This is a genomic window from Pseudarthrobacter sp., from assembly GCF_036675385.1.
In the GTDB taxonomy this organism is placed as follows: Bacteria; Actinomycetota; Actinomycetes; order Actinomycetales; family Micrococcaceae; genus Arthrobacter.
In genome coordinates this window covers 1-20679 of sequence record NZ_JAKFFD010000135.1, presented here as the reverse complement: position 1 = coordinate 20679, position 20679 = coordinate 1, and the positions used below count along the sequence as shown (strand labels likewise).

Annotated in this window: 19 protein-coding genes and 1 tRNA gene; 11 read left to right on the top strand and 9 right to left on the bottom strand. The window is 64.2% G+C overall.

Annotation, left to right across the window (positions count from 1 at the left end):
- Positions 1-5: 5 nt before the first annotated feature.
- Both V6M49_RS10410 and V6M49_RS10405 read left to right on the top strand, forming a co-directional pair.
- Positions 6-79 (top strand) — tRNA-Leu (locus tag V6M49_RS10410).
- Positions 80-304: 225 nt separating this feature from the next.
- Positions 305-1651, top strand: a complete 1347-nt coding sequence (locus V6M49_RS10405) for an ABC transporter substrate-binding protein (RefSeq protein WP_141139848.1) — start codon at positions 305-307, stop codon at positions 1649-1651.
- A 217-nt stretch (positions 1652-1868) separates the two neighbouring features.
- Here the strand turns inward: V6M49_RS10405 and V6M49_RS10400 are convergent, their stop codons facing one another.
- Genes V6M49_RS10400 through V6M49_RS10385 form a run of 4 tightly spaced genes read right to left on the bottom strand, consistent with a single transcriptional unit; the run spans position 1869 to position 5931 of the window.
- The gene (locus V6M49_RS10400) at positions 1869-2639 is read right to left on the bottom strand and encodes an ABC transporter ATP-binding protein (protein ID WP_141139849.1); all 771 of its coding nucleotides are present in this window, start codon (positions 2637-2639) and stop codon (positions 1869-1871) included.
- Complete coding sequence (locus tag V6M49_RS10395) at positions 2636-3673, bottom strand: ABC transporter ATP-binding protein (RefSeq protein ID WP_332761058.1); 1038 nt, start codon at positions 3671-3673, stop codon at positions 2636-2638. Before V6M49_RS10395 ends, V6M49_RS10400 begins: the two co-directional genes overlap by 4 nt.
- Entirely contained in the window at positions 3670-4638 is a 969-nt protein-coding gene (locus tag V6M49_RS10390) for a branched-chain amino acid ABC transporter permease (protein WP_141139851.1), read from the bottom strand. Before V6M49_RS10390 ends, V6M49_RS10395 begins: the two co-directional genes overlap by 4 nt.
- 9 nt (positions 4639-4647) lie before the next feature.
- Positions 4648-5931 carry a branched-chain amino acid ABC transporter permease gene (locus tag V6M49_RS10385; RefSeq protein WP_210412449.1) on the bottom strand — a complete coding sequence of 428 codons (1284 nt, stop codon included), beginning with the start codon at positions 5929-5931 and terminating at the stop codon, positions 4648-4650.
- A gap of 498 nt (positions 5932-6429) precedes the next feature.
- Here V6M49_RS10385 and V6M49_RS10380 point away from each other — a divergent pair, with 498 nt between their 5' ends.
- Positions 6430-7314, top strand: coding sequence for a Bax inhibitor-1/YccA family protein (locus V6M49_RS10380; RefSeq protein WP_058929661.1), 885 nt, complete (start codon positions 6430-6432; stop codon positions 7312-7314).
- Between the two features lie 101 nt (positions 7315-7415).
- On the opposite strand, the gene galK is transcribed toward V6M49_RS10380, so the two are convergent.
- Both galK and galT read right to left on the bottom strand, forming a co-directional pair.
- Positions 7416-8579, bottom strand: coding sequence for a galactokinase (gene galK, locus V6M49_RS10375; RefSeq protein WP_442959713.1), 1164 nt, complete (start codon positions 8577-8579; stop codon positions 7416-7418).
- Positions 8580-8647: 68 nt separating this feature from the next.
- Positions 8648-9805, bottom strand: coding sequence for a galactose-1-phosphate uridylyltransferase (gene galT / locus V6M49_RS10370; RefSeq protein WP_141139852.1), 1158 nt, complete (start codon positions 9803-9805; stop codon positions 8648-8650).
- Positions 9806-9955: 150 nt separating this feature from the next.
- On the opposite strand from galT, the gene V6M49_RS10365 reads away from it, so the two are divergent.
- The 4 genes from V6M49_RS10365 to V6M49_RS10350 are packed head-to-tail and all read left to right on the top strand — an operon-like array spanning position 9956 to position 14183.
- Positions 9956-10915 (top strand): aldose 1-epimerase family protein, encoded by a 960-nt coding sequence (locus V6M49_RS10365; protein ID WP_332761057.1) that lies wholly within the window; start codon positions 9956-9958, stop codon positions 10913-10915.
- Between the two features lie 40 nt (positions 10916-10955).
- Positions 10956-12269 (top strand): AI-2E family transporter, encoded by a 1314-nt coding sequence (locus V6M49_RS10360; protein WP_332761056.1) that lies wholly within the window; start codon positions 10956-10958, stop codon positions 12267-12269.
- A 49-nt stretch (positions 12270-12318) separates the two neighbouring features.
- Positions 12319-13557 carry a threonine ammonia-lyase gene (gene ilvA / locus V6M49_RS10355; protein WP_056343503.1) on the top strand — a complete coding sequence of 413 codons (1239 nt, stop codon included), beginning with the start codon at positions 12319-12321 and terminating at the stop codon, positions 13555-13557.
- An 8-nt stretch (positions 13558-13565) separates the two neighbouring features.
- Positions 13566-14183: a rhomboid family intramembrane serine protease gene (locus tag V6M49_RS10350; protein ID WP_332761055.1), complete on the top strand. Its 618-nt coding sequence runs from the start codon at positions 13566-13568 to the stop codon at positions 14181-14183.
- A 53-nt stretch (positions 14184-14236) separates the two neighbouring features.
- Here V6M49_RS10350 and greA read toward each other — a convergent pair whose 3' ends face one another.
- Together greA and V6M49_RS10340 are read right to left on the bottom strand one after the other, a co-directional pair.
- Positions 14237-14731 carry a transcription elongation factor GreA gene (greA, locus tag V6M49_RS10345; protein WP_056343498.1) on the bottom strand — a complete coding sequence of 165 codons (495 nt, stop codon included), beginning with the start codon at positions 14729-14731 and terminating at the stop codon, positions 14237-14239.
- Positions 14732-14883: 152 nt separating this feature from the next.
- Positions 14884-15342, bottom strand: coding sequence for a DUF4307 domain-containing protein (locus V6M49_RS10340; RefSeq protein ID WP_332761054.1), 459 nt, complete (start codon positions 15340-15342; stop codon positions 14884-14886).
- A gap of 142 nt (positions 15343-15484) precedes the next feature.
- Here V6M49_RS10340 and mca point away from each other — a divergent pair, with 142 nt between their 5' ends.
- Both mca and V6M49_RS10330 read left to right on the top strand, forming a co-directional pair.
- Positions 15485-16390: a mycothiol conjugate amidase Mca gene (gene mca, locus V6M49_RS10335; RefSeq protein WP_332761053.1), complete on the top strand. Its 906-nt coding sequence runs from the start codon at positions 15485-15487 to the stop codon at positions 16388-16390.
- A gap of 114 nt (positions 16391-16504) precedes the next feature.
- Positions 16505-16858, top strand: coding sequence for a hypothetical protein (locus tag V6M49_RS10330; RefSeq protein WP_246848741.1), 354 nt, complete (start codon positions 16505-16507; stop codon positions 16856-16858).
- A gap of 39 nt (positions 16859-16897) precedes the next feature.
- Here V6M49_RS10330 and trhA read toward each other — a convergent pair whose 3' ends face one another.
- Complete coding sequence (gene trhA / locus V6M49_RS10325) at positions 16898-17620, bottom strand: PAQR family membrane homeostasis protein TrhA (RefSeq protein WP_442959712.1); 723 nt, start codon at positions 17618-17620, stop codon at positions 16898-16900.
- 154 nt (positions 17621-17774) lie between these two features.
- Between trhA and V6M49_RS10320 the strand changes: the two genes are divergently transcribed.
- Both V6M49_RS10320 and V6M49_RS10315 read left to right on the top strand, forming a co-directional pair.
- Entirely contained in the window at positions 17775-18536 is a 762-nt protein-coding gene (locus V6M49_RS10320; protein ID WP_141141999.1) for an isoprenyl transferase, read from the top strand.
- Between the two features lie 250 nt (positions 18537-18786).
- Complete coding sequence (locus V6M49_RS10315; protein WP_332761052.1) at positions 18787-20217, top strand: PhoH family protein; 1431 nt, start codon at positions 18787-18789, stop codon at positions 20215-20217.
- The last annotated feature ends 462 nt before the right edge of the window (positions 20218-20679 follow it).

The following is a 20679-nucleotide window of genomic DNA, read 5'->3' as shown; positions in this document are numbered from 1 at the left end:
CGGGCGCCCCAGTAGCCCAATTGGCAGAGGCAGCGGACTTAAAATCCGCGTGTTGTGGGTTCGAGTCCCACCTGGGGTACAAATTCTCCCTAGGGAGTTCCTCCTGACGTGCCCTTCCGCGCCTCCCGCGTTACTTCAACGGACCTCTCCCGTTCATTGATTTCGCATATGCAACGACTGTTATAAGGATGTGACCTCAGTCACTTATATCCGCCGAAGATATGCATTAGCTTGAAGTTAAATCAGGAACACCTGATCATCCGCGTCAAAGGCCGTTCGCACCTTTCGATCCAGGAGATTGTCAATGATTTCACTTTCCCCGGCGGCACCCCGTCTTGCTAAGCTCACAGCGCTTAGCGTCGGCGTCGCCTTTCTGGTTACAGCCTGTGGTGGTACCTCCACCCCGAGCTCGACAGAAACCACCACGTCAGCATCTGGGATCTCCTGCCCCGCTCCCGGCGCGGCTCCCGGAAGCACATCAACGGCAGGCGCTGGAGGCGCTGTTCCGCCTGCAACCACCGTCACGGAAACGCCGCTCAAGCTGGGTTCCCTGCTCCCCACCACCGGCTCCCTGGCCTTCCTCGGGCCGCCCGAAATCGCGGGTGTGAATCTTGGCATCAAGGAAGTTAATGATGCCGGGGGTGTCCTGGGCAAGCCTGTGGAAGTGATCCACCGTGACTCCGGCGACACTAAGACAGATATCGCCACGCAGTCCACCAGCGCGCTCCTCGGCCAGGGCGTCAGCGCCATCATCGGTGCCGCGTCTTCCGGTGTCTCCAAGACGGTCATCAACCAGATCACGGGTGCCGGTGTCATCCAGTTCTCGCCCGCCAACACCTCCCCGGATTTCACTACCTGGGATGACAAGGGCCTCTACTGGCGTACTGCGCCGTCAGATGTGCTGCAGGGTAAGGTCCTTGGCAACTACATGGCCACCTGTGGTGCACAGACTGTGGGCATGATCGTGCTCAACGACGCCTACGGAACCGGCCTTGCCAGCAACGTCAAGTCCGCCTTCGAAGCGGCCGGCGGCAAGGTGGTTGCGGAGGAGCTCTTCAACGAGGGCGACTCCCAGTTCAGCAGCCAGGTGGACAAGGTCATTGCGGCCAAGCCCGACGCGATTGCCCTGATCACCTTTGACCAGGCCAAGAGCATCGTGCCGCTGATGACGGGCAAGGGTGTCAAGCCCACCCAGATGTTCCTCGTGGACGGCAACACTTCCGACTACAGCAAGGACTTCCAGGCCGGCACCTTGAAGGGCGCCCAGGGAACCATCCCGGGCACCTTCGCCAAGGATGCGTTCAAGAAGAAGCTGCTCGCCATTGATCCGGCCCTGAAGGACTACAGCTACGCCGGTGAGTCCTACGACGCTGTGAACCTGATCGCCCTTGCCACTGAAGCCGCCAAGAGCACCAGCGGCGTTGAGATTGCCAAGCAGCTCAAGGCAGTCTCGGAGTCGGGTGAGAAGTGCACCGACTTCGCCTCCTGCGTCACGCTGCTCCGCAACGGCAAGGACATCGACTACGACGGCCAGTCAGGTCCGGTGACGTTCTCCGACGCCGGCGACCCGACGGAAGCCTACATCGGCATCTACGAGTACCAGGACGACAACAAGTACGCGCCGTCCAAGGAAGAATTCGGCAAGCTGTAAAGCCGCCTCCTGCACAAGAACCCCCGCCCGGATTGCACCGGGCGGGGGTTCTTTCTTGTGCGCGCGAGGGGAGGGGGCCGCCGGGGAGGTCCGAGCGCAGGCGCCGAGCAAGTGGCTGCCGGAGGCGCCCGGACGGCACGGAGAACCAAGCTGGGCACGCAGAAGGGCCGCCACCGGACGGTGACGGCCCTTCTGGGAGCTACTGGACGGAGGCGGCTTAGACCTCGTCCGCCAAAGTGCCGAGGTACAGCTGGATCACCTTGGGGTCCTTCATCAGTTCCCGCCCGGTTCCGGTGTAAGCGTCCCTTCCTTGGTCAAGCACATAGGCGCGGTCGCAGATCTGGAGGCAACGGCGGGCATTCTGTTCCACCATGATCACCGAGACGCCTGCCCGGTTGATCTCGTGCACCCGCAGGAAGGTTTCGTCCTGCTTGACAGGGGAGAGGCCTGCGGAGGGCTCATCAAGGAGCAGGACGGCGGGCTCCATCATCAGCGCGCGTCCCATGGCCACCATCTGACGTTCGCCGCCGGAGAGCGACCCAGCCCGCTGGGCCCGGCGCTTGCCGAGCTCGGGAAACAGGCTGGTCACAAAATCAAACCGCTCGGCGAAGTCCTTGGGGCGCTGGAACATGCCCATCTGCATGTTCTCTTCGATAGTCAGCGTGGCGAACACATTGTTGTTCTGCGGGACGAATCCCACGCCCTTGGTCACCAACTTGTTGGCTTTGAGCCCGGTGATGTCCTGGCCACGCACCACGACTGTGCCCGAATGGACTTTCACCAGACCGAACATGGCCTTGAGAAGCGTTGATTTGCCGGCACCGTTGGGGCCAATGATGCCGATCAGTTCACCTTTGCGGGCTTCGATGCTGCAGCCGTTCAGGATGTTCACGCCGGGAAGGTAGCCGGCAACGAGGTTTGTTACCTTGACGACCGAATCGTCGGTTGCCGCGCTACCGGCAGCGGGAGCCGCACTCGTGGCGCTCATTCTGTGTCCTTTTCTTTGCGACGTGGTTCTTCCGCACGATTCTCCTCAAGCTCCTGCTCAAGCACATCGATGGAGATGATGCCCGCGTTCTCAGTACCGACAATCGACTCCTCATCGGCTTCCAGCTCGGCTGCAAGTTCCTTGATGCCCTCGGCGTCGCCAAGGTCCACGTCGTGGTGGGCCCCCAGATAGGCATCGATGACTGCCGGATTCTTCATGACTTCGCCAGGAGGGCCCTCGGCAACGATCTTTCCTTCCGCCATCACTACCACCCAATCGGCGATATGGCGCACCATGTTCATGTCGTGCTCCACGAAAAGCACGGTCATGCCTTCCGCCTTGAGGTTCTTGATGTGGTCCAGGAGGGACTGGGTCAGCGCCGGGTTGACGCCTGCCATGGGCTCGTCCAGCATGACCAGCTTGGGCCTGACCATCAGCGAACGTGCCATTTCCAGGAGTTTCCGCTGGCCTCCGGAAAGCGAGGCAGCGTAGTCGTCCTTCTTGGCGTCCAGCTTGAACTTCTCAAGCAGGACGTTGGCCTGGGCAGTGATCTCCTTTTCCCGGCCGCCCCAGAGGCCCTTGAACAGGGCCTTGGAGAGGCGCTCACCGGGCTGTTGCGAGCCGCCGAGCCGCATGTTCTCCATGACGGTGAGCTTTCCCATGACCTTGGTCAGCTGGAAGGTCCTCACCATCCCCATCCGTGCCACTTTGTAAGGTGAGACGCCGGCAAGGCTGTTGCCTTCGAACTGCCATTTGCCCGAGTTCGGCATATCGAATCCGGTCAGCAGATTGAAAAGGGTGGTCTTACCTGCTCCGTTCGGGCCGATCAGCGCTGTGATCTTGTGCCGCGGGATCTCCAGGTATTCGACGTCGACGGCGTTGATGCCGCCGAAGCTGCGGGTGACGTTTTCCGCCACCACGATCGGATCACGCTTCTTGCAGCCGGGGGCGGTGTCCCCGGCGGCGATCGGACGCGTGTCCGTCATGTAGTCAATTTCCTCCGACGGACGGGGTACTTCGCTATGCGTGCTCATGCGAACGCCAGCTCCTTCTTGTTACCGAAGACGCCCTGGGGCCTGAAGATCATCAGCAGCATCAGTGCGACACCCACAAGGATGTAACGCAGCTGGCCGGCCTGGACTGTGTTCAGCCAGGTGACGGCGCCGGATTCGATCAGGCCGTACAGGATGCCCTGTGTGAGGGACAGCACCACCCAGAAGATCATCGCGCCGATGACGGGTCCCAGCACCGTGCCGAGGCCGCCGAGCAGCAGGCAGGTGTACAGGAAGAACGTCAGTTCGGTGCCGTAGTTGGCCGGCTGGACTGCGCCGCGGGGGAGCGTAAAGATCATGCCCGCTAGGGCGCCGAGCACGCCACCGATGATGAGGGCCTGCATTTTGTAGGCATATACGTTCTTGCCGAGGGACCGTACCGCGTTTTCGTCCTCGCGGATGCCCTTGAGTACGCGGCCCCATGGGCTCCTCATCAGCAGCCACACCAGTGTGCAGCAGATGACGACGAGGCCCCAGCCGACGATGCGGATGAAGAAGTCCCGGTTGTTCATGCCCATGTACGAGCCCGCGGGGAACGGGTTCATGGCGTAGAACCCGCCTTCGAAGGCGGCCAGGCCGTTGGCCGAACCGGTCACGGCGGTCAGCTGGTTGGTCGTGACAATGTAGCGGACGATTTCCGCGGCCGCGATCGTGACGATTGCCAGGTAGTCCGCGCGCAACCGCAGCGTCGGGATGCCCAGGAGCATCGCGAAGATGACCGAGCAGATTACGGCGATGACCAGTCCCACAAAGAAGGGGACGCCAAACGTGAGCGTCGAGATGGCGAAGCCGTAGGCGCCCACCGCCATAAAGCCGGCCTGGCCAAAGTTCAGCAGGCCGGAGTAGCCGAAGTGGACTGCCAGTCCGAGGGCCGCAAGGGCATAGGCCGCGGTGGTCGGGCTGAAGAGTTCGCTGGCAGCGCTGGAGAAAATGAATCCGAAGTCCATGGCTGTCTCCTAACCCACGCGCTCGCGACGACCCAGGATGCCCTGGGGCCGGAACAAGAGGACAACAATCATGATGAACAGTGCTCCCACATACTTGAGGTCGGCGGCGAGGCCGAAAACGGTTGTCAGCTCTACGAAGATGCCGACGATGATGGACCCGATGAGGGCGCCGAAGACGGTGCCGAGGCCGCCCAGGGTCACGCCGGCGAAGATGAGCAGCAGGATCTGCGAACCCATGTCGAAGGTCACGCCTGGCCGGTAGTAGGCCCACAGGATTCCGCCGAGGGAGGCGAGCATGCCGCCGGTGACCCAGACGATCCGGATGACCGAGTCGACGTCGATGCCGGAGGCGGCCGCCAACGCCGGGTTGTCAGCCACCGCGCGGGTGGCCTTGCCCAGCCGGGTTTTCAAGAGGACGATTCCGATCAGGGCGATCACCACTGCACTGATGATGAGCGACCACAGGTTGTTGGGAGAGATCGATACCGGACCCAGTTGGATTTCGGCGCTCTGGGCAAAAGGCAGTTGCTGCGTGGCGCCGCCAAAGTAGAACTGGATGACGTACCGGACGGCAAGGGCGAGGCCGATGCTGACGATCATCATGGGCACGAGGCCCGTTCCGCGGCGGCGAAGCGGCTTCCACAGTCCGGCGTCCTGGACGTAGCCGAAGAGGCCGCCGCCGAGGAGCGAGAGGATCAACGCAAGCCAGAAGGGAAGGCCGATAGCGTTAAAGGCGAAGACCAGCACAGCGCCGAGGGTGACCATTTCCCCGTGGGCGAAGTTAGTCAGCCCCGTGGTTCCGAAGATCAGGGAGAGTCCTACGGAAGCCAGCGCCAGCAGGAGGCCAAAGCTCAACCCCGCTACGAGCCGGTTGAGGAGGTTCTGCCCGAAGTCCTGCTGCTGGACCACGATCCCCTTACCGAAGGCAAAAATCACGGAGAGGTTCGAGGTCTGGCTGAACGTTACGCTGCGGGGGTTTTCCTGGCCGTCCGCGAGCTTGATGCCCTCTGGCAGGGTCGATTCGTCCAGTTCGATCTCATAAGTGCCTTGGACCGGGACCCCAATGCTCCAGGACCCGTTGGCCGCGGATGTGGCGGTCCCTTCGAAGTCCCCGCTCCTGGCGGTTATGGTCACGTCGGCGATGGGGGTTCGCGCGTCATCCCGTAGGAAGCCGCTGATGTTGTTCTGGAAGGTCGTAATCGACGGGGATGGTGTCGGAGACGGCGAAGTGGCTTGTGATGCCGGGGCGACGACGAGCAGTATCGCCACGACAGAGGCAAAGACGGCCCCTATCACTTTCAGCAATCCGCCCGGCCGTCTGTGCGGCGAGCCTTTGGGTGTACTTCTCAAAATGAAAATCCTCCACTTGGGTGGGGTGGCCAGGGATGCGCCATTGCAACCACTGCAAACGTCACGGGACGGATGGTGGGGCTTTCTGCAGGTTGGGGGCCTGATTGTGATATCCGTCACCGTGTGTGGTTTATGTTACAGCTCGTCAGAGGCAAATTTTAGGCTGGGGGGAGGCCGTAGGGTAGCGATCGCATAACAACTGCGTTACAGCCATGGCGCATTGGCAAAGTGTTCGCAAAGAAACTTCTGTTGATCAGCAGTATTCCTCAGGGGGCGGCCTGGCCTACGCGCGGCCCGGCGGCGCGTGCGACCGTCCACTCGGATGCATCACGGTTGCGTTTCGGCGCCATGGACGGGGAACTTATTGGGGCGTGAGCGCGTAGATATTGGTAGCGTGGTTCGTAAGTCACGACTCAACCCTTTACTTGGAGGACACCAGCAATGGCACTTGGCGGAAACCCGATCTTCAACGGAAAGAATTTCCGTGGAGCAACGCAGGCACCGCGTGTCCCGCAGGCACCCTACGGACAGGCACAGTACGGCCAGCGGGCTCCCGGCCAGGTCATGGATCCCCAGAATGGTTGGGGCCAGCAACAGAACATGACCGATGAGCAGCTGCGCCAGATGTACAACCAGCCGGCCGCGGGTCCCGCGGACACCGGCCGGATGACGTACGACGACGTCATCGTCAAGACTGCTGCCTGCCTCGGAGTCCTGCTGGCCGGTGCCGCGGTGACCCTGTTCGTCAGCATGGGGCTGGCCAGCATCCTGATGATCGTCGGTGCGCTGGGCGGCTTCGTCCTGGCACTGGTCAACACGTTCAAGAAGCAGCCTTCGCCGGCACTGATCCTGGCCTATGCCGGGCTCGAAGGCCTGTTCCTCGGCGGCCTCACCCGCGTGCTTGACCTGATGTACCCGGGAGTCGGCCTGCAGGCCGTCATCGGCACGCTGTCCGTGTTCACCGTGACGCTGCTGCTGTTCAAGAGCGGCAAGGTGCGCGCCTCTCCCAAGGCCATGAAGTTCTTTATGATCGCCCTGGTGGGTTACGGCCTGTTCTCCGTGGTCAACCTGGTCATGATGATGACGGGTATGACGACGGAACCCTTCGGCCTGCGCAGCGGCATCATTGGTGTTGTCATCGGCATCCTGGCCATCGGCCTGGCCGCGTTCTCCCTGGTCATGGACTTCACCAGCATCGAAGCCGGCGTGCAGAGCGGTGCACCGCAGCGCTTCTCCTGGACCGCTGCCTTCGGCCTGACGGTCACCCTGGTCTGGCTGTACGTGGAGATCATCCGCGTCCTGGCCATCCTCCGCGGCGAGGACTGACAACAAAACCCGGCGTCCGCCGTCGTAATTCGCACTCACAAGATGAGGGCCCCACCGATGCAATTCGCATCCGGCGGGGCCCTCTTTTTGCGGTATCAGCGCTACGAAATGCGCATGGCTCCCGCTGCAGGGGTCACGGTGAAGATGTCAGGGGCCGTGTAGCCGGCTTCTTCGAAGGCACGCACGACGGCGGCGCGCACCTGCTGCTCCGACGTCACCGGGGTGAGCGCGATGGCGGCCCCGCCGAAGCCACCGCCGGTCATCCGGGCGCCGATTGCGCCGTTGGCGCGCGAGGTGGCCACGGCCAGATCCAGTTCCGCGCAGGAGATTTCAAAGTCGTCCCGCATGGAAGCGTGGCTGGCGTCCAGCAGCGCGCCGATGGAGCCGGGGCCCGCACTGGCCAGCAGCTCCACGGTCTGCAGTACTCGGTCGTTTTCGGTCACGATATGGCGCACGCGCCGGTAGGTGACCTCGTCCAGGAGGCCGGCGGCTTCTTCCAGGTCCTCCATCCGGACGTCACGCAGTGCCTTGACGCCCAGGACCTCGGCGCCCAGTTCGCAGGACGCGCGGCGGGAGGCGTACCCGCCGTCCGCATGGGAGTGGGAGACGTTGGTATCGATCACCAGCATCACCAGCCCTGCAGGTTCTGTTTCGAAGGGAACCAGCTGAGCGCTCTGGTCGCGGCAGTCCAGGAAGACCGCGTGCCCCTTGGATCCGCGCAGCGACGCTGACTGGTCCATGATGCCCGTGGGGGCGCCGACAAAGTCGTTCTCGGCGCGCTGGGTGGCGAGGACCATCTCTTCGGGTTCAAGCCCCGCTCCCGTCAGGTCATTCAGGGCTGAGATGACCGCGCATTCGATGGCGTGCGATGAGGACAGGCCGGCGCCCAGGGGAACGTTTGAATCGAGCAGCAGGTCCACCCCCGGAACGCTGATGCCCTGCTGCTGCAACGCCCACATCACACCGAGCGGATACTTCGTCCAGCCCTTGGCGGAAGCCGCGTCCAAGGAGCCGAGGTCGGCGGTGACCATGCCGTGGTCACCATAAGTGGAGAGGAGCCTGACCGTGGAGTCCGGGCGGACTGCGACAGCCACCCGGGCGGTCTTGTCGATCGCGAACGGGAGCACAAAACCTTCGTTGTAGTCGGTGTGCTCGCCGATGAGGTTAACGCGCCCCGGTGCCTGCCAGACGCCGTCGGGCAGCCTGCCGAACTCCCGCCCAAAGCGGGCGGCCAGGTCCGCGGTGCCGGGCTGCGCTCTGTCCAGGTCCTCAGTGCCCGGTTCCGCCGGGTTGGTCAGTGCGGTCCGGGCAGTAAACGGGTCAGGGGAGGCGCTCACGCGTGTACTCCTTCAGGCAGGGCCCCCAGAGCAGCAGGGGCGGGGCTGGACTCGGGCACCACCACGGCACGGAGCCGTTCCGCCGCGCTTTCCGGGGTGGTGTCATTGATAAAGGCGCCCATGGCGGCTTCGGAGCCGGCCAGGAACTTGAGCTTGTCCGCTGCCCGGCGGGGCGACGTCAGCTGGAGGTGCAGGTAGCTGGCGGGGCGCAGGAGGTCGTCAAGAGGGGCCTGGTGCCAGGCGGAAATGTAGGGCGTCGGCGTCGGATACAGGGCATCGAGCCGTTTGAGCAGGTCAAGGTAGACATGGGCCAGTTCATCCTTTTCCTCACCGCTCAAGGCGGCCAGGTCGGGTACCTGCCGGTGCGGCACCAGGTGGATTTCCAGCGGCCAGCGGGCAGCGAACGGCACGTAGGCGCTGAAATTCTCGCCCTCCATCACCATTCGGCTCCCGTCCTCGCGTTCCGCCCGCAGCAGCGAGCCCGTGAGCGTCTGCCGTCCGTCGGACCCATCATAGAACTTGCGTGCGGCCGCTCCGATGACGCCTGCCCGGGGCGTGACGTAGGGGTACGCATAGATCTGGCCGTGCGGGTGGTGGAGGGTGACGCCGATGTCGGCCCCGCGGTTTTCGAACGGGAACACCTGCTTGATCCCCGGCAGTTTGCTGAGGACTTCGGTGCGGTGCGCCCACGCTTCGACCACAGTCCGGGCGCGGGCCTCACCCAGGCCACTGAACGATCCCGTGTGCTCGGGCGTGAACGCCACTACTTCACAGCGTCCGTACGCGGGTCCGGTGGTGCCCCAGGCCGGAGTGGACGGCACTGGCCCCACGGCCGGGCCCAGCGACGGGAAGCGGTTTTCAAACACCACAACGTCATAGTCGGGTGCTGGGATCTCGGAGGGGTTGTTCGGTGTGGTGGGGCAGATGGGGCACTGGTCGGCAGGCGGGAGGTGGGTGCGGGACTGCCGGTGCGCCGCGACAGCCACCCACTCGTCGGTGAGGGCATCGAAGCGTACTTCGCCAGGCTCGCCGCGCTCGGGTAAGGGCCGGTGATCGGTAGTGGTGGCCGCCGTGCGTGGCTTGGCAGTGGCGCCGTCGTCGAAATAAATCAGCTCCCGGCCATCGGCGAGGGTGGTGGTGGTGATACCTGTCATGGCGGGGTCCTTTGCGTGCTGGTGCCGGAGATGCCGGGCGTCCGTTGCCTCGATCATCCCATATTTCGCTCAAAAAAGAATAGTTTCACACAAAAGAGAACATCTCGCGGTGATGGCAGGCAGTCCTTGCCCCCTGTTACGGTGGTGCTCATGACTTCGAGCGCAACCCCGGACGCGAGCATTCCCGCCGGATTCCAGACCTACGCCACCGGCCGGCAGTACGAACTCCGCAGGGGTGACGCGTTCGCAGTTGTGACTGAGCTGGCGGCCGGCCTGCGGCTCTACAGCCGGGCCGGTGTCCAGCTCACCGAGACCTATGGGGACGCCGAGATTTCCCCCGGTGCCGCCGGGATCACCCTCGCCCCTTGGGCAAACAGGGTGGAGGACGGGCTCTGGTACCTGGACGGCAAGAAGCAGCAACTGGACATTACGGAGGTTTCCCGGAACAACGCCAGTCATGGACTGCTCCGCAACTCCGCCTACAGCCTGGTTGATGAATCGCAATATTCGGTGACCCTCGAGGCGACGGTGTTCCCGCAGCATGGCTACCCCTTCCTGGTGCGCCACCGGGTCCAGTACCTTCTCGCTGAGGATCTTGGCCTGGAAGTCCGCCAGACGCTGATCAACGATTCCAACGCGCCAGCGCCGTTCGTCCTGGGCGCCCACCCATACCTGCGGCTGGGCGACGCGGACGTGGACCAGCTCACCCTGACCGTCGCCGCCGGCACCCGCCTGGTGGCGGACCAGCGCCTGATCCCGCGGAGCTCGGAGCCCGTCAGCGGGGACAGTGACTTCCGCAGCGGCCAAAGAGTGGGGGACCTTGAGATCGATGTAGCCCTCACTGACCTGACGTTCGACGGCGGTGCGGCCCGCCATGTGCTCAGCGCACCTGACGGCCGCAGTGTCACCTTGTGGCAGGACGAATCCTGCGGCTACGTCCACATCTTTGTGACAACTGAGCTGCCCGGCAGGCCCAGGGCGGTGGCCATCGAACCCATGACCGGTCCGGCCAACGCCTTCAACTCGGGTGACGGGCTGCGGTGGCTTTCGGCCGGGGAAACGTTCACGATGGCCTGGGGGATCGATGCTGTCCTGGGCAGGGCCGGGTAGCCGTTTCGCATAAGGGGCGGTGCTGAGGAAGTATTAGGCTATGACGCCAGCCGAGGACGCCACCCCATCCGATTCAAAGCCCACAGGCACGGCGCCGGACACAGTCCGGCCGGTGGACCCCGTCCGTCCGGCCCGGGTGCAGGCGGACCGGGAGCTTGAGCAGGACATTCCCTACGGTATCCGGATCGCAGCGTCGTGGGCCTGGCGGCTCGGTCTCATCCTTCTGGTGGCCAGCGCCCTGATTTGGCTGCTCAGCCGGATCAGCTTCCTGATTATTCCCGTTATGGTGGCCGCGCTGCTGGCCGGGCTGCTGAGCCCGGTAGTGCGCTGGCTGCGGAGCAGGCGCCTGCCAAATGGCGCCGCGGTGGCCATCACGGTGCTGGGGTTCATCGGTGTGATTGCTGGCGCCCTTGCCCTGGTGGGACGCCAGCTGGCTTCAGGTTTCGGCGAATTGTGGTCCCAGGCGCTGACCGGCGTGAAGCAGGTCCAGGACTGGCTGGCCGAAGGACCCCTGCACCTCACCGCCGACCAGATCGACCAGTACCTCAAGGAAGCATCCGCCGCACTCCAGAACAACAGCAGCAGCATCCTCAGCGGTGCGTTGTCCTTCGGAAGTACCGCTGGCCACTTCGCCGCGGGAATGGTGCTGGCTCTGTTCATCCTGATCTTCTTCCTGCTCGAAGGCGACAGGATCTGGGCCTTCCTGGTCCGACTCCTCCCGAAGAAAGCGCGGGCGGCAACGTTCGGTGCCGGACGCAAGGGCTGGACTTCGATGGTCAGCTACGCACGGATCCAGATGTTTGTTGCGTTTGTTGACGCGGTAGGCATCGGCGCCGGCGCGGCCATCATCGGGGTGCCGCTGGCCCTGCCCCTGAGCGTGCTGGTGTTCATCGGTTCCTTTATCCCGGTAGTCGGTGCCCTGGTGACAGGGGCCATCGCCGTACTCCTGGCCCTGGTGGCCAACGGGCCGGTCAACGCCCTGATCATGCTGGCTATCGTCCTGCTGGTCCAGCAGCTGGAGAGCCACATCCTGCAACCCCTCGTGATGGGCAAGGCCGTGGCCCTGCACCCGGTGGCGGTCATCCTCTCTGTGGCCGCGGGTTCGTACCTTGCGGGCATCCCCGGCGCGCTGTTCTCAGTCCCCATCCTCGCCGTAGCAAACTCCGCAATTCGCTACATCGCCGCCAGAACGTGGGAACATGAACAGGTGCTGGCAACCCCCGGAGGGCCGGTGACGCCAGGCCCGGACCATGATGACTCCATCAGGGACGTCCGGTTGCCGGGCTTCAAGCCCAAGCGCGGCAAGGACGCCGCAGCCAGCACAGAAGCCGCCAATCCGGACGCCCAGGCCTGAAACATGAGCCAGGGCGCCGGAGCCGTATCCACCCAAGGAGAATAAGTCCGTGAACACCCTTGAAACCCTTCCCGTCACGCTGGACGATGTCCTGGAGGCGCAGAAGCTGCTCGAGGGGATTATTATGCGGACCCCGGTGGAATCGTCACGGGCCCTGGGCGGGATGGTTGGCGGCGACGTCTTCTTCAAGTGCGAAAACCTGCAGCGGGCCGGATCGTTCAAGGTCCGCGGTGCCTATGTCCGCATGGCCAAGCTCTCGGCTGAGGAAAAAAAACGCGGCGTTGTGGCCGCGTCAGCCGGAAACCACGCACAGGGCGTGGCCGTAGCCGCCAAAAGCCTGGGCATCAAGGCCCGCATCTACATGCCGCTGGGCGTAGCCCTCCCGAAACTGGCGGCCACGCGCAGCCACGGTGCGGAGGTGATCCTCCACGGCCACAACGTGGATGAGGCCCTCGCCGAGGCGCAGCGCTACGCCGACGAGTCCGGCATGGTCTTTGTGCACCCTTTCGACAATGTTGATGTGGTGTCCGGCCAGGGAACCATCGGCCTGGAGATTCTCGAGCAGATCCCCAACGTGGACACCATCCTGATGGGTGTGGGCGGCGGCGGGCTGCTGGCCGGAGTGGCTGTAGCCGTCAAGGCCCGGGCCAGGGAACTTGGCCGGGAAATCCGCATCATCGGTGTCCAGGCCGAAAACGCCGCGGCCTATCCGCCGTCCCTTGCCGCCGACGCCCTGGTTCCGCTGAAGAAGGTATCCACCATGGCTGACGGCATCGCCGTGGGCCGGCCCGGACAGCTGCCCTTCAGCATCATCCGCGAGCTGGTGGACGATGTTGTCACCGTCAGCGAGGATTCCCTGGCGCGGGCCCTGATCTTCCTGCTGGAACGGGCCAAGATGGTGGTGGAACCCGCCGGGGCGGTCGGAGTTGCAGCCTTGATGGACGGCAAAATCGAAAACCCCGGGACCACGGCCGTGATCCTGTCCGGCGGCAACATCGATCCGATGCTGATGCTTAAAGTCATCCAGCGGGGCCTGTCCGCCGCCGGGCGCTACATGACAGTCCGGATGATGCTGGATGACCGGCCGGGCTCGCTGGCCACCATCGCCCGCATCATCGCCGAAAACGATGCGAACGTCACGGGCCTGGATCACACGCGTGTTGGCGGCTCCATCAGCATGGGCGACGTTTCCATCACCGTGAACCTCGAAACCAAGGGCCACGAACATTGTGAGCAGGTCCTCGGCGCCCTCCGTGCCGAGGGTTTCCAGCCCATTGTGGTGCATTAGGAGCAGCCATGCTTGACGCGATGGGGGACGGAAAGCCGCGGAACCGGGAAACCACAGCCTCGCGGGCGAAGGGCGGACTGTTGGTGGCCGGCGGCTTTGTGGCCGTGCTCTTTATGATCGAACTGTTCAACATGCTGACCCTGCATGCCCTGAACCGGACTTTCGGGCTCCGGCCCCGGTCCGCGGACGGGCTTCTGGACATCCTGACGTTCCCGCTGCTGCACGCCAATCTGAACCACCTGCTGTCCAATGCCCTGCCCCTGATCGTCTTCGGCTTCCTGGTGTTCCTCTCCGGCGTGAGGGTGTTCCTGACGGCCCTCGGGTTCAGCTGGCTGGGCTCCGGACTGACAGTGTGGCTGATTGGCGACGGCGGCATCACCGTTGGCGCCTCCGGCCTGGTTTTCGGATTGTTCGCCTTCCTCCTGGTGCGGGGTTTCTTCAACCACAGCTGGCGCCAGATCCTGCTCGCCGTGGTGCTGTTTATGGTCTACGGCGGCATCTTGCTGGGGGTGCTGCCCATCATGGGCAGCTACATCTCCTGGCAGGCACACCTCGGCGGCGCGGCAGGCGGAGTTGTCGCTGCCCTGTTGCTGCGCCCCAAGCACGCAAGAACGCCGGCCCCCTGACGGGGGCCGGCGTTGGCCAGGCTTGGTTGGCCTGAAACGATCAGTGTGAAGCGTCAGCCTGCGTAAGGCTTGGCGGAGAGGATCTCCACCGTGATGTCCTTGCCGTTCGGAGCCGTGTAGCTGAGCTTCGCGCCCTCTTTGTGGCCGACGATTGCGGCGCCGAGGGGTGACTTCTCACTGAACACGTCCAGGTCTGAATCGCCGGCGATTTCGCGGGACCCCAGCAGGAATGTCTCTTCGTCGCCTGCGATCCGGGCAACAACGAGCATGCCGGGCTCCACAATGCCGTCGTCAGCGGGGGACTCGCCCACGTGGGCATCGCGCAGAAGGGCCGTCAGCTGGCGGATCCGGGCTTCGATCTTGCCCTGCTCTTCTTTGGCTGCATGGTAGCCGCCGTTTTCCTTTAGGTCGCCCTCTTGCCGGGCAGCTTCAATCTTCTGGACGATCTCCGCACGGCCAGGGCCGGAAAGGTGGTCCAGCTCTGCCTTCAGGCGGTCAAAAGCTTCCTGGGTGAGCCAGGCTGCAGGCGCGCTGTTGGTGGTAGACACGGACTTCTCCTAATGGTCGTACATGCAAAAGACCCCGCAACGGTGGCCACTTATGGAACTCAGCAACCAGCTCAGCGGGGTAAAGGTATTGACCCATTGTAGTCAAAACTCTGGACATACCCAACCCGGGATGGGGCATAGATCACACGGCGCTACGTCCCGGCACCCGGAATCCAGCAGTCGTCCACCACGCCGGAAACTGACAGGGACTCCGTCCGGAGTGTCACGCGCTGCGAAACTGTCCTGCCGCCGTCGGCCGTTCCGTCAGCTTTCCCGGGCGGGATGTCCACTACTTTCCAGCCCACCACGGCGAACTTGGAGTCGAGGGCCTTGACGGCGCACTTGACGGCCGTCCCTGGTTCCCTGGTGACCTGGAAATCGACCTCGGTAGCCGTGGCATCGATGGTGCTGAAGCCGATGTCCTTGAACGTCACGTCAGAGCCGGCTGAGGACGTGGAGACCCAGGCCATAAACCCCACTCCGGCCGCCAGCGCCGCTACGGCAATGCCACGTTTGACCGCACGCGGGAGGGGCTGCTTTTTACTGCCATAACGATTGGCTAGGCTAGTGTCTGCAGGCGGGGACGCGGCGGGCTGATCCTGGGTAGTCACCAGTCCAGTTTAGTTCGGTTCCAGGCCGTGGCCATCCGGGCCGGATCAGCACCCCCGGCACAGCTGTCCCGTCCGTCCAGTCATGCAGTCCTCAGTCCAATGGCCGTCACAGCAGCCGCAGAAGAATAAGGAGCCGTCCTCGATGACAGCGTCCACCAATACCCCGGCAACGCTGAGGCTGCTAGCCGTGCACGCGCACCCGGACGACGAGTCAAGCAAGGGTGCCGCGACCATGGCCATGTACGCCGCCGCCGGAGTGGACGTTATGGTGGCCACCTGCACCGACGGATCCCGCGGAGACATCCAGAACCCTGCCGTGGAAGGCGAGCCGCATCCCAAGCGGGACATGGCCGGGGCGCGCCGGCTGGAAATGGACCAGGCGGCCAAGGTACTGGGCATCCAGCAGCGCTGGTTGGGATTCACGGACTCCGGGCTGCCCGAGGGCGATCCGCTGCCGCCGCTGCCGGCCGGATCCTTCGCCGTCCAGCCGCTGGAACGCGCCGCGGCGCCGCTGGTGCGGCTGGTCCGAGACTTCAAGCCGCAGGTGATCGTCAGCTATGACGAAAACGGGGGATACCCGCACCCGGACCACATCATGGCGCACCGGGTGGCAGTGGAGGCATTTGCGGCTGCGGGTGACCCCAGCCGGTATCCCGACGCCGGAGCGGCCTGGGAACCCAGCAAGCTCTATTACGACAGGGCCTTCAGCCCGGACCGGTTCCGCGCACTGCATTTTGCCCTGGAGGAAGCAGGCCTGCAGTCCCCGTACGCCCAGCGGCTGGCCGCGTGGCTGGAAACGGACGCGGAAGGCCACACCCCGCCGCAGGGTGCCCATGCCACCACCACGCAGATCGACTGCGGGGACTTTTTTGAGGCCCGCGACGACGCCCTCCGCGCGCACCGCACCCAGGTTGATCCGCTGGGGTTCTTCTTTGCCGTGTCGGCCGAGATGCAGCGCCGCGTGTGGCCGTGGGAAGACTACTCCCTGATCGAGTCCAGGGTCCCCGCGGAATTGCCCGAAAAGGACCTTTTCGCCGGGCTAAGATAGAGCGGCAGCGTATTCTATGCCGTGTAGAAAAGCTGTGGGCTGGTCCGAGTCCCGCGGACCCGCCTCCGGAATCCCCGGCCGGCTGCCCATCAGTTTCCACAGAAGGTTTGAACCGTGCACCACTTGCTCCTCGCCCTGACCACCACTCCCTCACCGCTGCCGACGCCCGGCCTGCGTGAGGGCATCTCCGAGGACCAGATCACCCCGGGTCTGTGGGGCTTCATCATGACGGCTTTCTTTGTGCTGGCCACCACGCTGCTGATTGTGGACATGGTCCGCCGCATCCGCCGCGTCCGCTACCGGGCGCAGGTGGAAGAGGAACGCCAGGCAGCGGCCGAGGCAGCGGACATTGAAGCTGCGGACGGCCACGACGGCCTCGGTGTTGCCGGCGACACGGATGCGACCGGCGACAAGGCAGGCCTCGAAGACAACGGTCACGGCCAGGCCGCCGACCGGCCCCGCGACTGAAGCGGGCCGGACCTACGCGTTCCTGCCGGCCTCAACAGTTCAGCTGAGGACTGCGATGGCGATCGCCGTGAAATGTGCTGCGAAGGCCAGGACCGTCAGGGCATGGAAGAGTTCGTGGAAGCCAAAGTGTTCGTAGCTGAAGTTGGGTTTCTTCAGCGCGTAGAACACGGCGCCGGTGATGTACAGAACGCCGCCCACACAGATGAGGACGGCGGCGGGGACGCTGGCCGCGAAGAACTCAGGCAGGTAGAACAGCGACCCGCAGCCCAGTGCGATGTAGATGGGCACGTATAGCCAGCGCGGCGCGTCCGTCCACAGCAGCCGGAACAGCACGCCCAGAACGGCCCCGGACCAAATGACCCAGAGCAGCAGGACCGCCTTGGGCTGTTCCAGAAGCGACCAGGCCAGGGGAGTATAGCTGCCGGCGATGACCAGCATGATGTTGGTGTGGTCCAGGCGCTTGAGGACAATCTTCACGCCCGGAGACCAGTTGCCGCGGTGGTAGATGGCACTGATGCCAAAAAGCAGGACCCCGGTGGCAGCGTAGATGGCCGAGGTGATCTTGCGGTCCGTAGTGGGGGCGAGGACCACGAGGAGGAGTCCCGCCGCCAGGGCCAGCGGAGCCGTGACGGTGTGGATCCAGCCGCGCCACTTGGGCTTGATCATCAGGAGCTCGGCCAGCCGGACGGCGGCGTCGTTCAAGGGGCTGTGGCCGTGGTCCGCCGAGGGCGCGCGGGGGCCGTCAGGAGTCTGGCTGTTCATGGCTTCAGAATATCCTCTCTTTGGATAAGTTACTCATGGGTAACAATCATGGCAGGTCATCCGGGAACGTCCCGTCACGCCGGTCCCGGTCCCGGACGGTAGCCTAGGATGTGCAATGCCGTCGAACAGCAACGGAAGTCAGGTGAGTCTCCTCGTGGAATTGCGCGGGTTCCTTTATGGCTTCTACGAGAGGCGGCTGCTCCGCGAGTTGGCCGGCGGCCGTATTCCCAATCACATCGGCGTGATGGTGGATGGCAACCGCCGCTGGGCCAAACAGTTCAACGCACCCACCAGCCAGGGCCACCAGGCCGGCGCGGACAAGATCCATGAATTCCTCGGATGGTGCCAGGAGCTTGGGGTCAAGGTGGTTACGCTCTACATGCTGTCCACGGACAACATGAGCCGGTCCAGCGAGGAGCTGGACCTTCTGATGGGGATCATTGCCAACACCCTGGACCGCCTGGACGATGACGCCAACATCTCGGTCAACGCCATGGGTGCCCCCGAGCTCTTGCCCGACTACCTGGCGGAACGGCTCAACAAGCTCACTGCCCGCACTCCGGTACGCGAAAAGATCCATGTCAACGTTGCGGTGGGCTACGGCGGGCGCCGCGAAATCGTTGACGCCGTGCGGGAGCTGCTTCACGACGCCGTCGCCAAGGGCTCTGACATTTCGGCGCTCGCTGACACCCTGTCCGTGGACGATATTTCCCGTTTCCTCTACACGCGCGGCCAGCCGGATCCGGACCTGGTGATCAGAACCTCCGGGGAGCAGCGGCTGTCCGGGTTCCTGATGTGGCAGAGCGCGTACAGCGAGTTCTACTTCTGCGAAGCCTTGTGGCCCGCCTTCCGAAAAGTGGACTTCCTCCGCGCCCTTCGGGACTACGCCGGCAGGCAGCGGCGCTTCGGGACCTGAGCCTCATCACGGGTCCGCCCCCGTTCATACGGAATTCACAAGCCGGCAACAGGAATCGCCGACGGATGGCACCGGAAATTACTGGGCAGGGAATTACGTTATATGCATCAGCAGGCAAAAACGCCGGCTGATCGGGGAGGCCAGTACATGGAGCGAATTTCGCACCGGTTGTATGGGAGGCCGGACCCGGCCTCCAGGCCGAGCCGCCTCACCAATAACAATTCCGGGCGTGCCCGGGGCTGGAGTCGATGTGGCTAATTCTGAACAACTGCCCGAAGCCGTTTTTGACCAGGGACAGAAAGCTACCTCTCGCGCCACGCGAGCCACCTCACAAGCCGGTGCAGCAGACGAAACATCTGCGGCCGGTTTTGCTGTCTCCGGAAGGGACGCCACCATTAGCACGTTCGTCATTGACACCTCCGTCCTGCTCTCGGATCCACGGGCGCTGCTGCGCTTCGCCGAGCACGAAGTCATTGTTCCGATCGTTGTCATCACGGAACTTGAGGGGAAACGGCACGACCCCGAACTGGGCTACTTTGCCCGCAAGGCGCTCCGGCTGCTCGATGATCTCCGGGTAAAACACGGTGGCTTGAGTAAACCCATCCCCATCGGAAACGAGGGCGGCACCCTCCTGGTGGAGCTGAACCACATTTCCGCTGACGTGCTCCCCTTGGGTTTCCGCAGCGGCGACAACGACAGCCGCATCCTGGCCGTGGCCAAGAACCTGGCCAATGAAGGCCGGAACGTCACCGTGGTGTCGAAGGATCTCCCCATGCGGGTCAAGGCCTCCGCCATGGGACTTACTGCCGACGAATACCGCAACGAGCTCGTGAAGGATTCGGGCTGGACCGGTGTCGCGGAGGTGGAAGCCAGCGAGGACGAAATTTCCACCCTGTACGGCCACGAGCCGGTCTTCATTCCCGCGGCCGCGGAAATGCCGGTCAACACGGGGCTGGTGATCCTCTCCAACCGGGGCTCAGCCCTGGGCCGGGTGGGCGCTGACAAGCAGGTGCGGCTGGTCAAGGGGGACCGGGACGTATTCGGGCTCCACGGTCGATCGGCGGAACAGCGGCTCGCCATCGACATGCTGATGGACCCCGCCGTCGGAATCGTTTCGGTTGGCGGACGGGCCGGCACCGGCAAATCCGCGCTGGCCCTGTGTGCCGGCCTGGAAGCGGTGCTGGAACGCCGCGAGCACCGCAAGGTGATCGTGTTCCGCCCGCTCTACGCCGTGGGTGGCCAGGAACTGGGCTACCTGCCCGGCTCCGAGTCGGAAAAGATGAACCCCTGGGCCCAGGCGGTCTTTGACACACTCGGCGCCCTGGTCAGCCAGGAAGTCGTGGAGGAAGTCATGGACCGCGGCATGCTCGAGGTCATGCCGCTGACCCACATCCGCGGCCGTTCCCTGCACGACGCCTTCGTGATCGTCGACGAGGCCCAGTCACTCGAGAAGAACGTCCTCCTCACCGTGATGAGCCGCATCGGCCAGAACTCCAAGATCGTCCTCACCCACGACGTCGCCCAGCGTGACAACCTGCGAGTCGGCCGGCACGACGGAATCGCCGCCGTCGTCGAAACCCTGAAAGGACACCCCCTCTTCGGCCACATCACCCTCACCCGTTCCGAAAGGTCACCCATCGCAGCCCTGGTAACAGAGCTCCTCGAAGGGGCTGAGATCTAAGGTCCTGTCCCGGTACCGTCCGAACGCCGGGTCACCCTTCCTCTGCGTGCTGCTCGTTCCTCGCTCTGACGCGCGCTGCCGGAAGGCTGACCCGGCGTTCTCGTGCGTCCCGGACAGTCCCGCAGGAAGCGGCACGAGAGGTGACCGACGCACACGGCAGGCCCCGGGCCTTCTCGTAGGAGCGCATCGCGGCGCATCGGGCCGTGGAGGTCGCCCAGCGACCGAAATGGCCCCTATGCGCTGTGTCTAAGCGACGGAGAAGGTCCGGGGGCTGACGGACCCAGCTACGGGCCACTCTGTGAAGCCGCGCGGCGGGAGGTGTCTAAGCGACGGCGAAGTGCTGGGGACGGACGAACCGAGCCACGGCACCCCTCAGCCGACGCCGAGGAACTTGGCCGCTGCTTCGTGGCCCTTGACCTGGAGGGTCCAGTCGGGGCGTTTGAAGGTTGCGGGGGTGAGGCG

Coding starts and splice junctions, on each gene's coding strand:
- V6M49_RS10365 (WP_332761057.1), top strand. CDS start 9,956: ATGACTTCGAGCGCAACCCCGGACGCGAGCATTCCCGCCGGATTCCAG.
- V6M49_RS10395 (WP_332761058.1), bottom strand. CDS start 3,673: ATGAGCACGCATAGCGAAGTACCCCGTCCGTCGGAGGAAATTGACTAC.
- mca (WP_332761053.1), top strand. CDS start 15,485: ATGACAGCGTCCACCAATACCCCGGCAACGCTGAGGCTGCTAGCCGTG.
- V6M49_RS10405 (WP_141139848.1), top strand. CDS start 305: ATGATTTCACTTTCCCCGGCGGCACCCCGTCTTGCTAAGCTCACAGCG.
- V6M49_RS10380 (WP_058929661.1), top strand. CDS start 6,430: ATGGCACTTGGCGGAAACCCGATCTTCAACGGAAAGAATTTCCGTGGA.
- V6M49_RS10360 (WP_332761056.1), top strand. CDS start 10,956: ATGACGCCAGCCGAGGACGCCACCCCATCCGATTCAAAGCCCACAGGC.
- V6M49_RS10350 (WP_332761055.1), top strand. CDS start 13,566: ATGCTTGACGCGATGGGGGACGGAAAGCCGCGGAACCGGGAAACCACA.
- trhA (WP_442959712.1), bottom strand. CDS start 17,620: ATGAACAGCCAGACTCCTGACGGCCCCCGCGCGCCCTCGGCGGACCAC.
- V6M49_RS10400 (WP_141139849.1), bottom strand. CDS start 2,639: ATGAGCGCCACGAGTGCGGCTCCCGCTGCCGGTAGCGCGGCAACCGAC.
- V6M49_RS10390 (WP_141139851.1), bottom strand. CDS start 4,638: ATGGACTTCGGATTCATTTTCTCCAGCGCTGCCAGCGAACTCTTCAGC.
- galT (WP_141139852.1), bottom strand. CDS start 9,805: ATGACAGGTATCACCACCACCACCCTCGCCGATGGCCGGGAGCTGATT.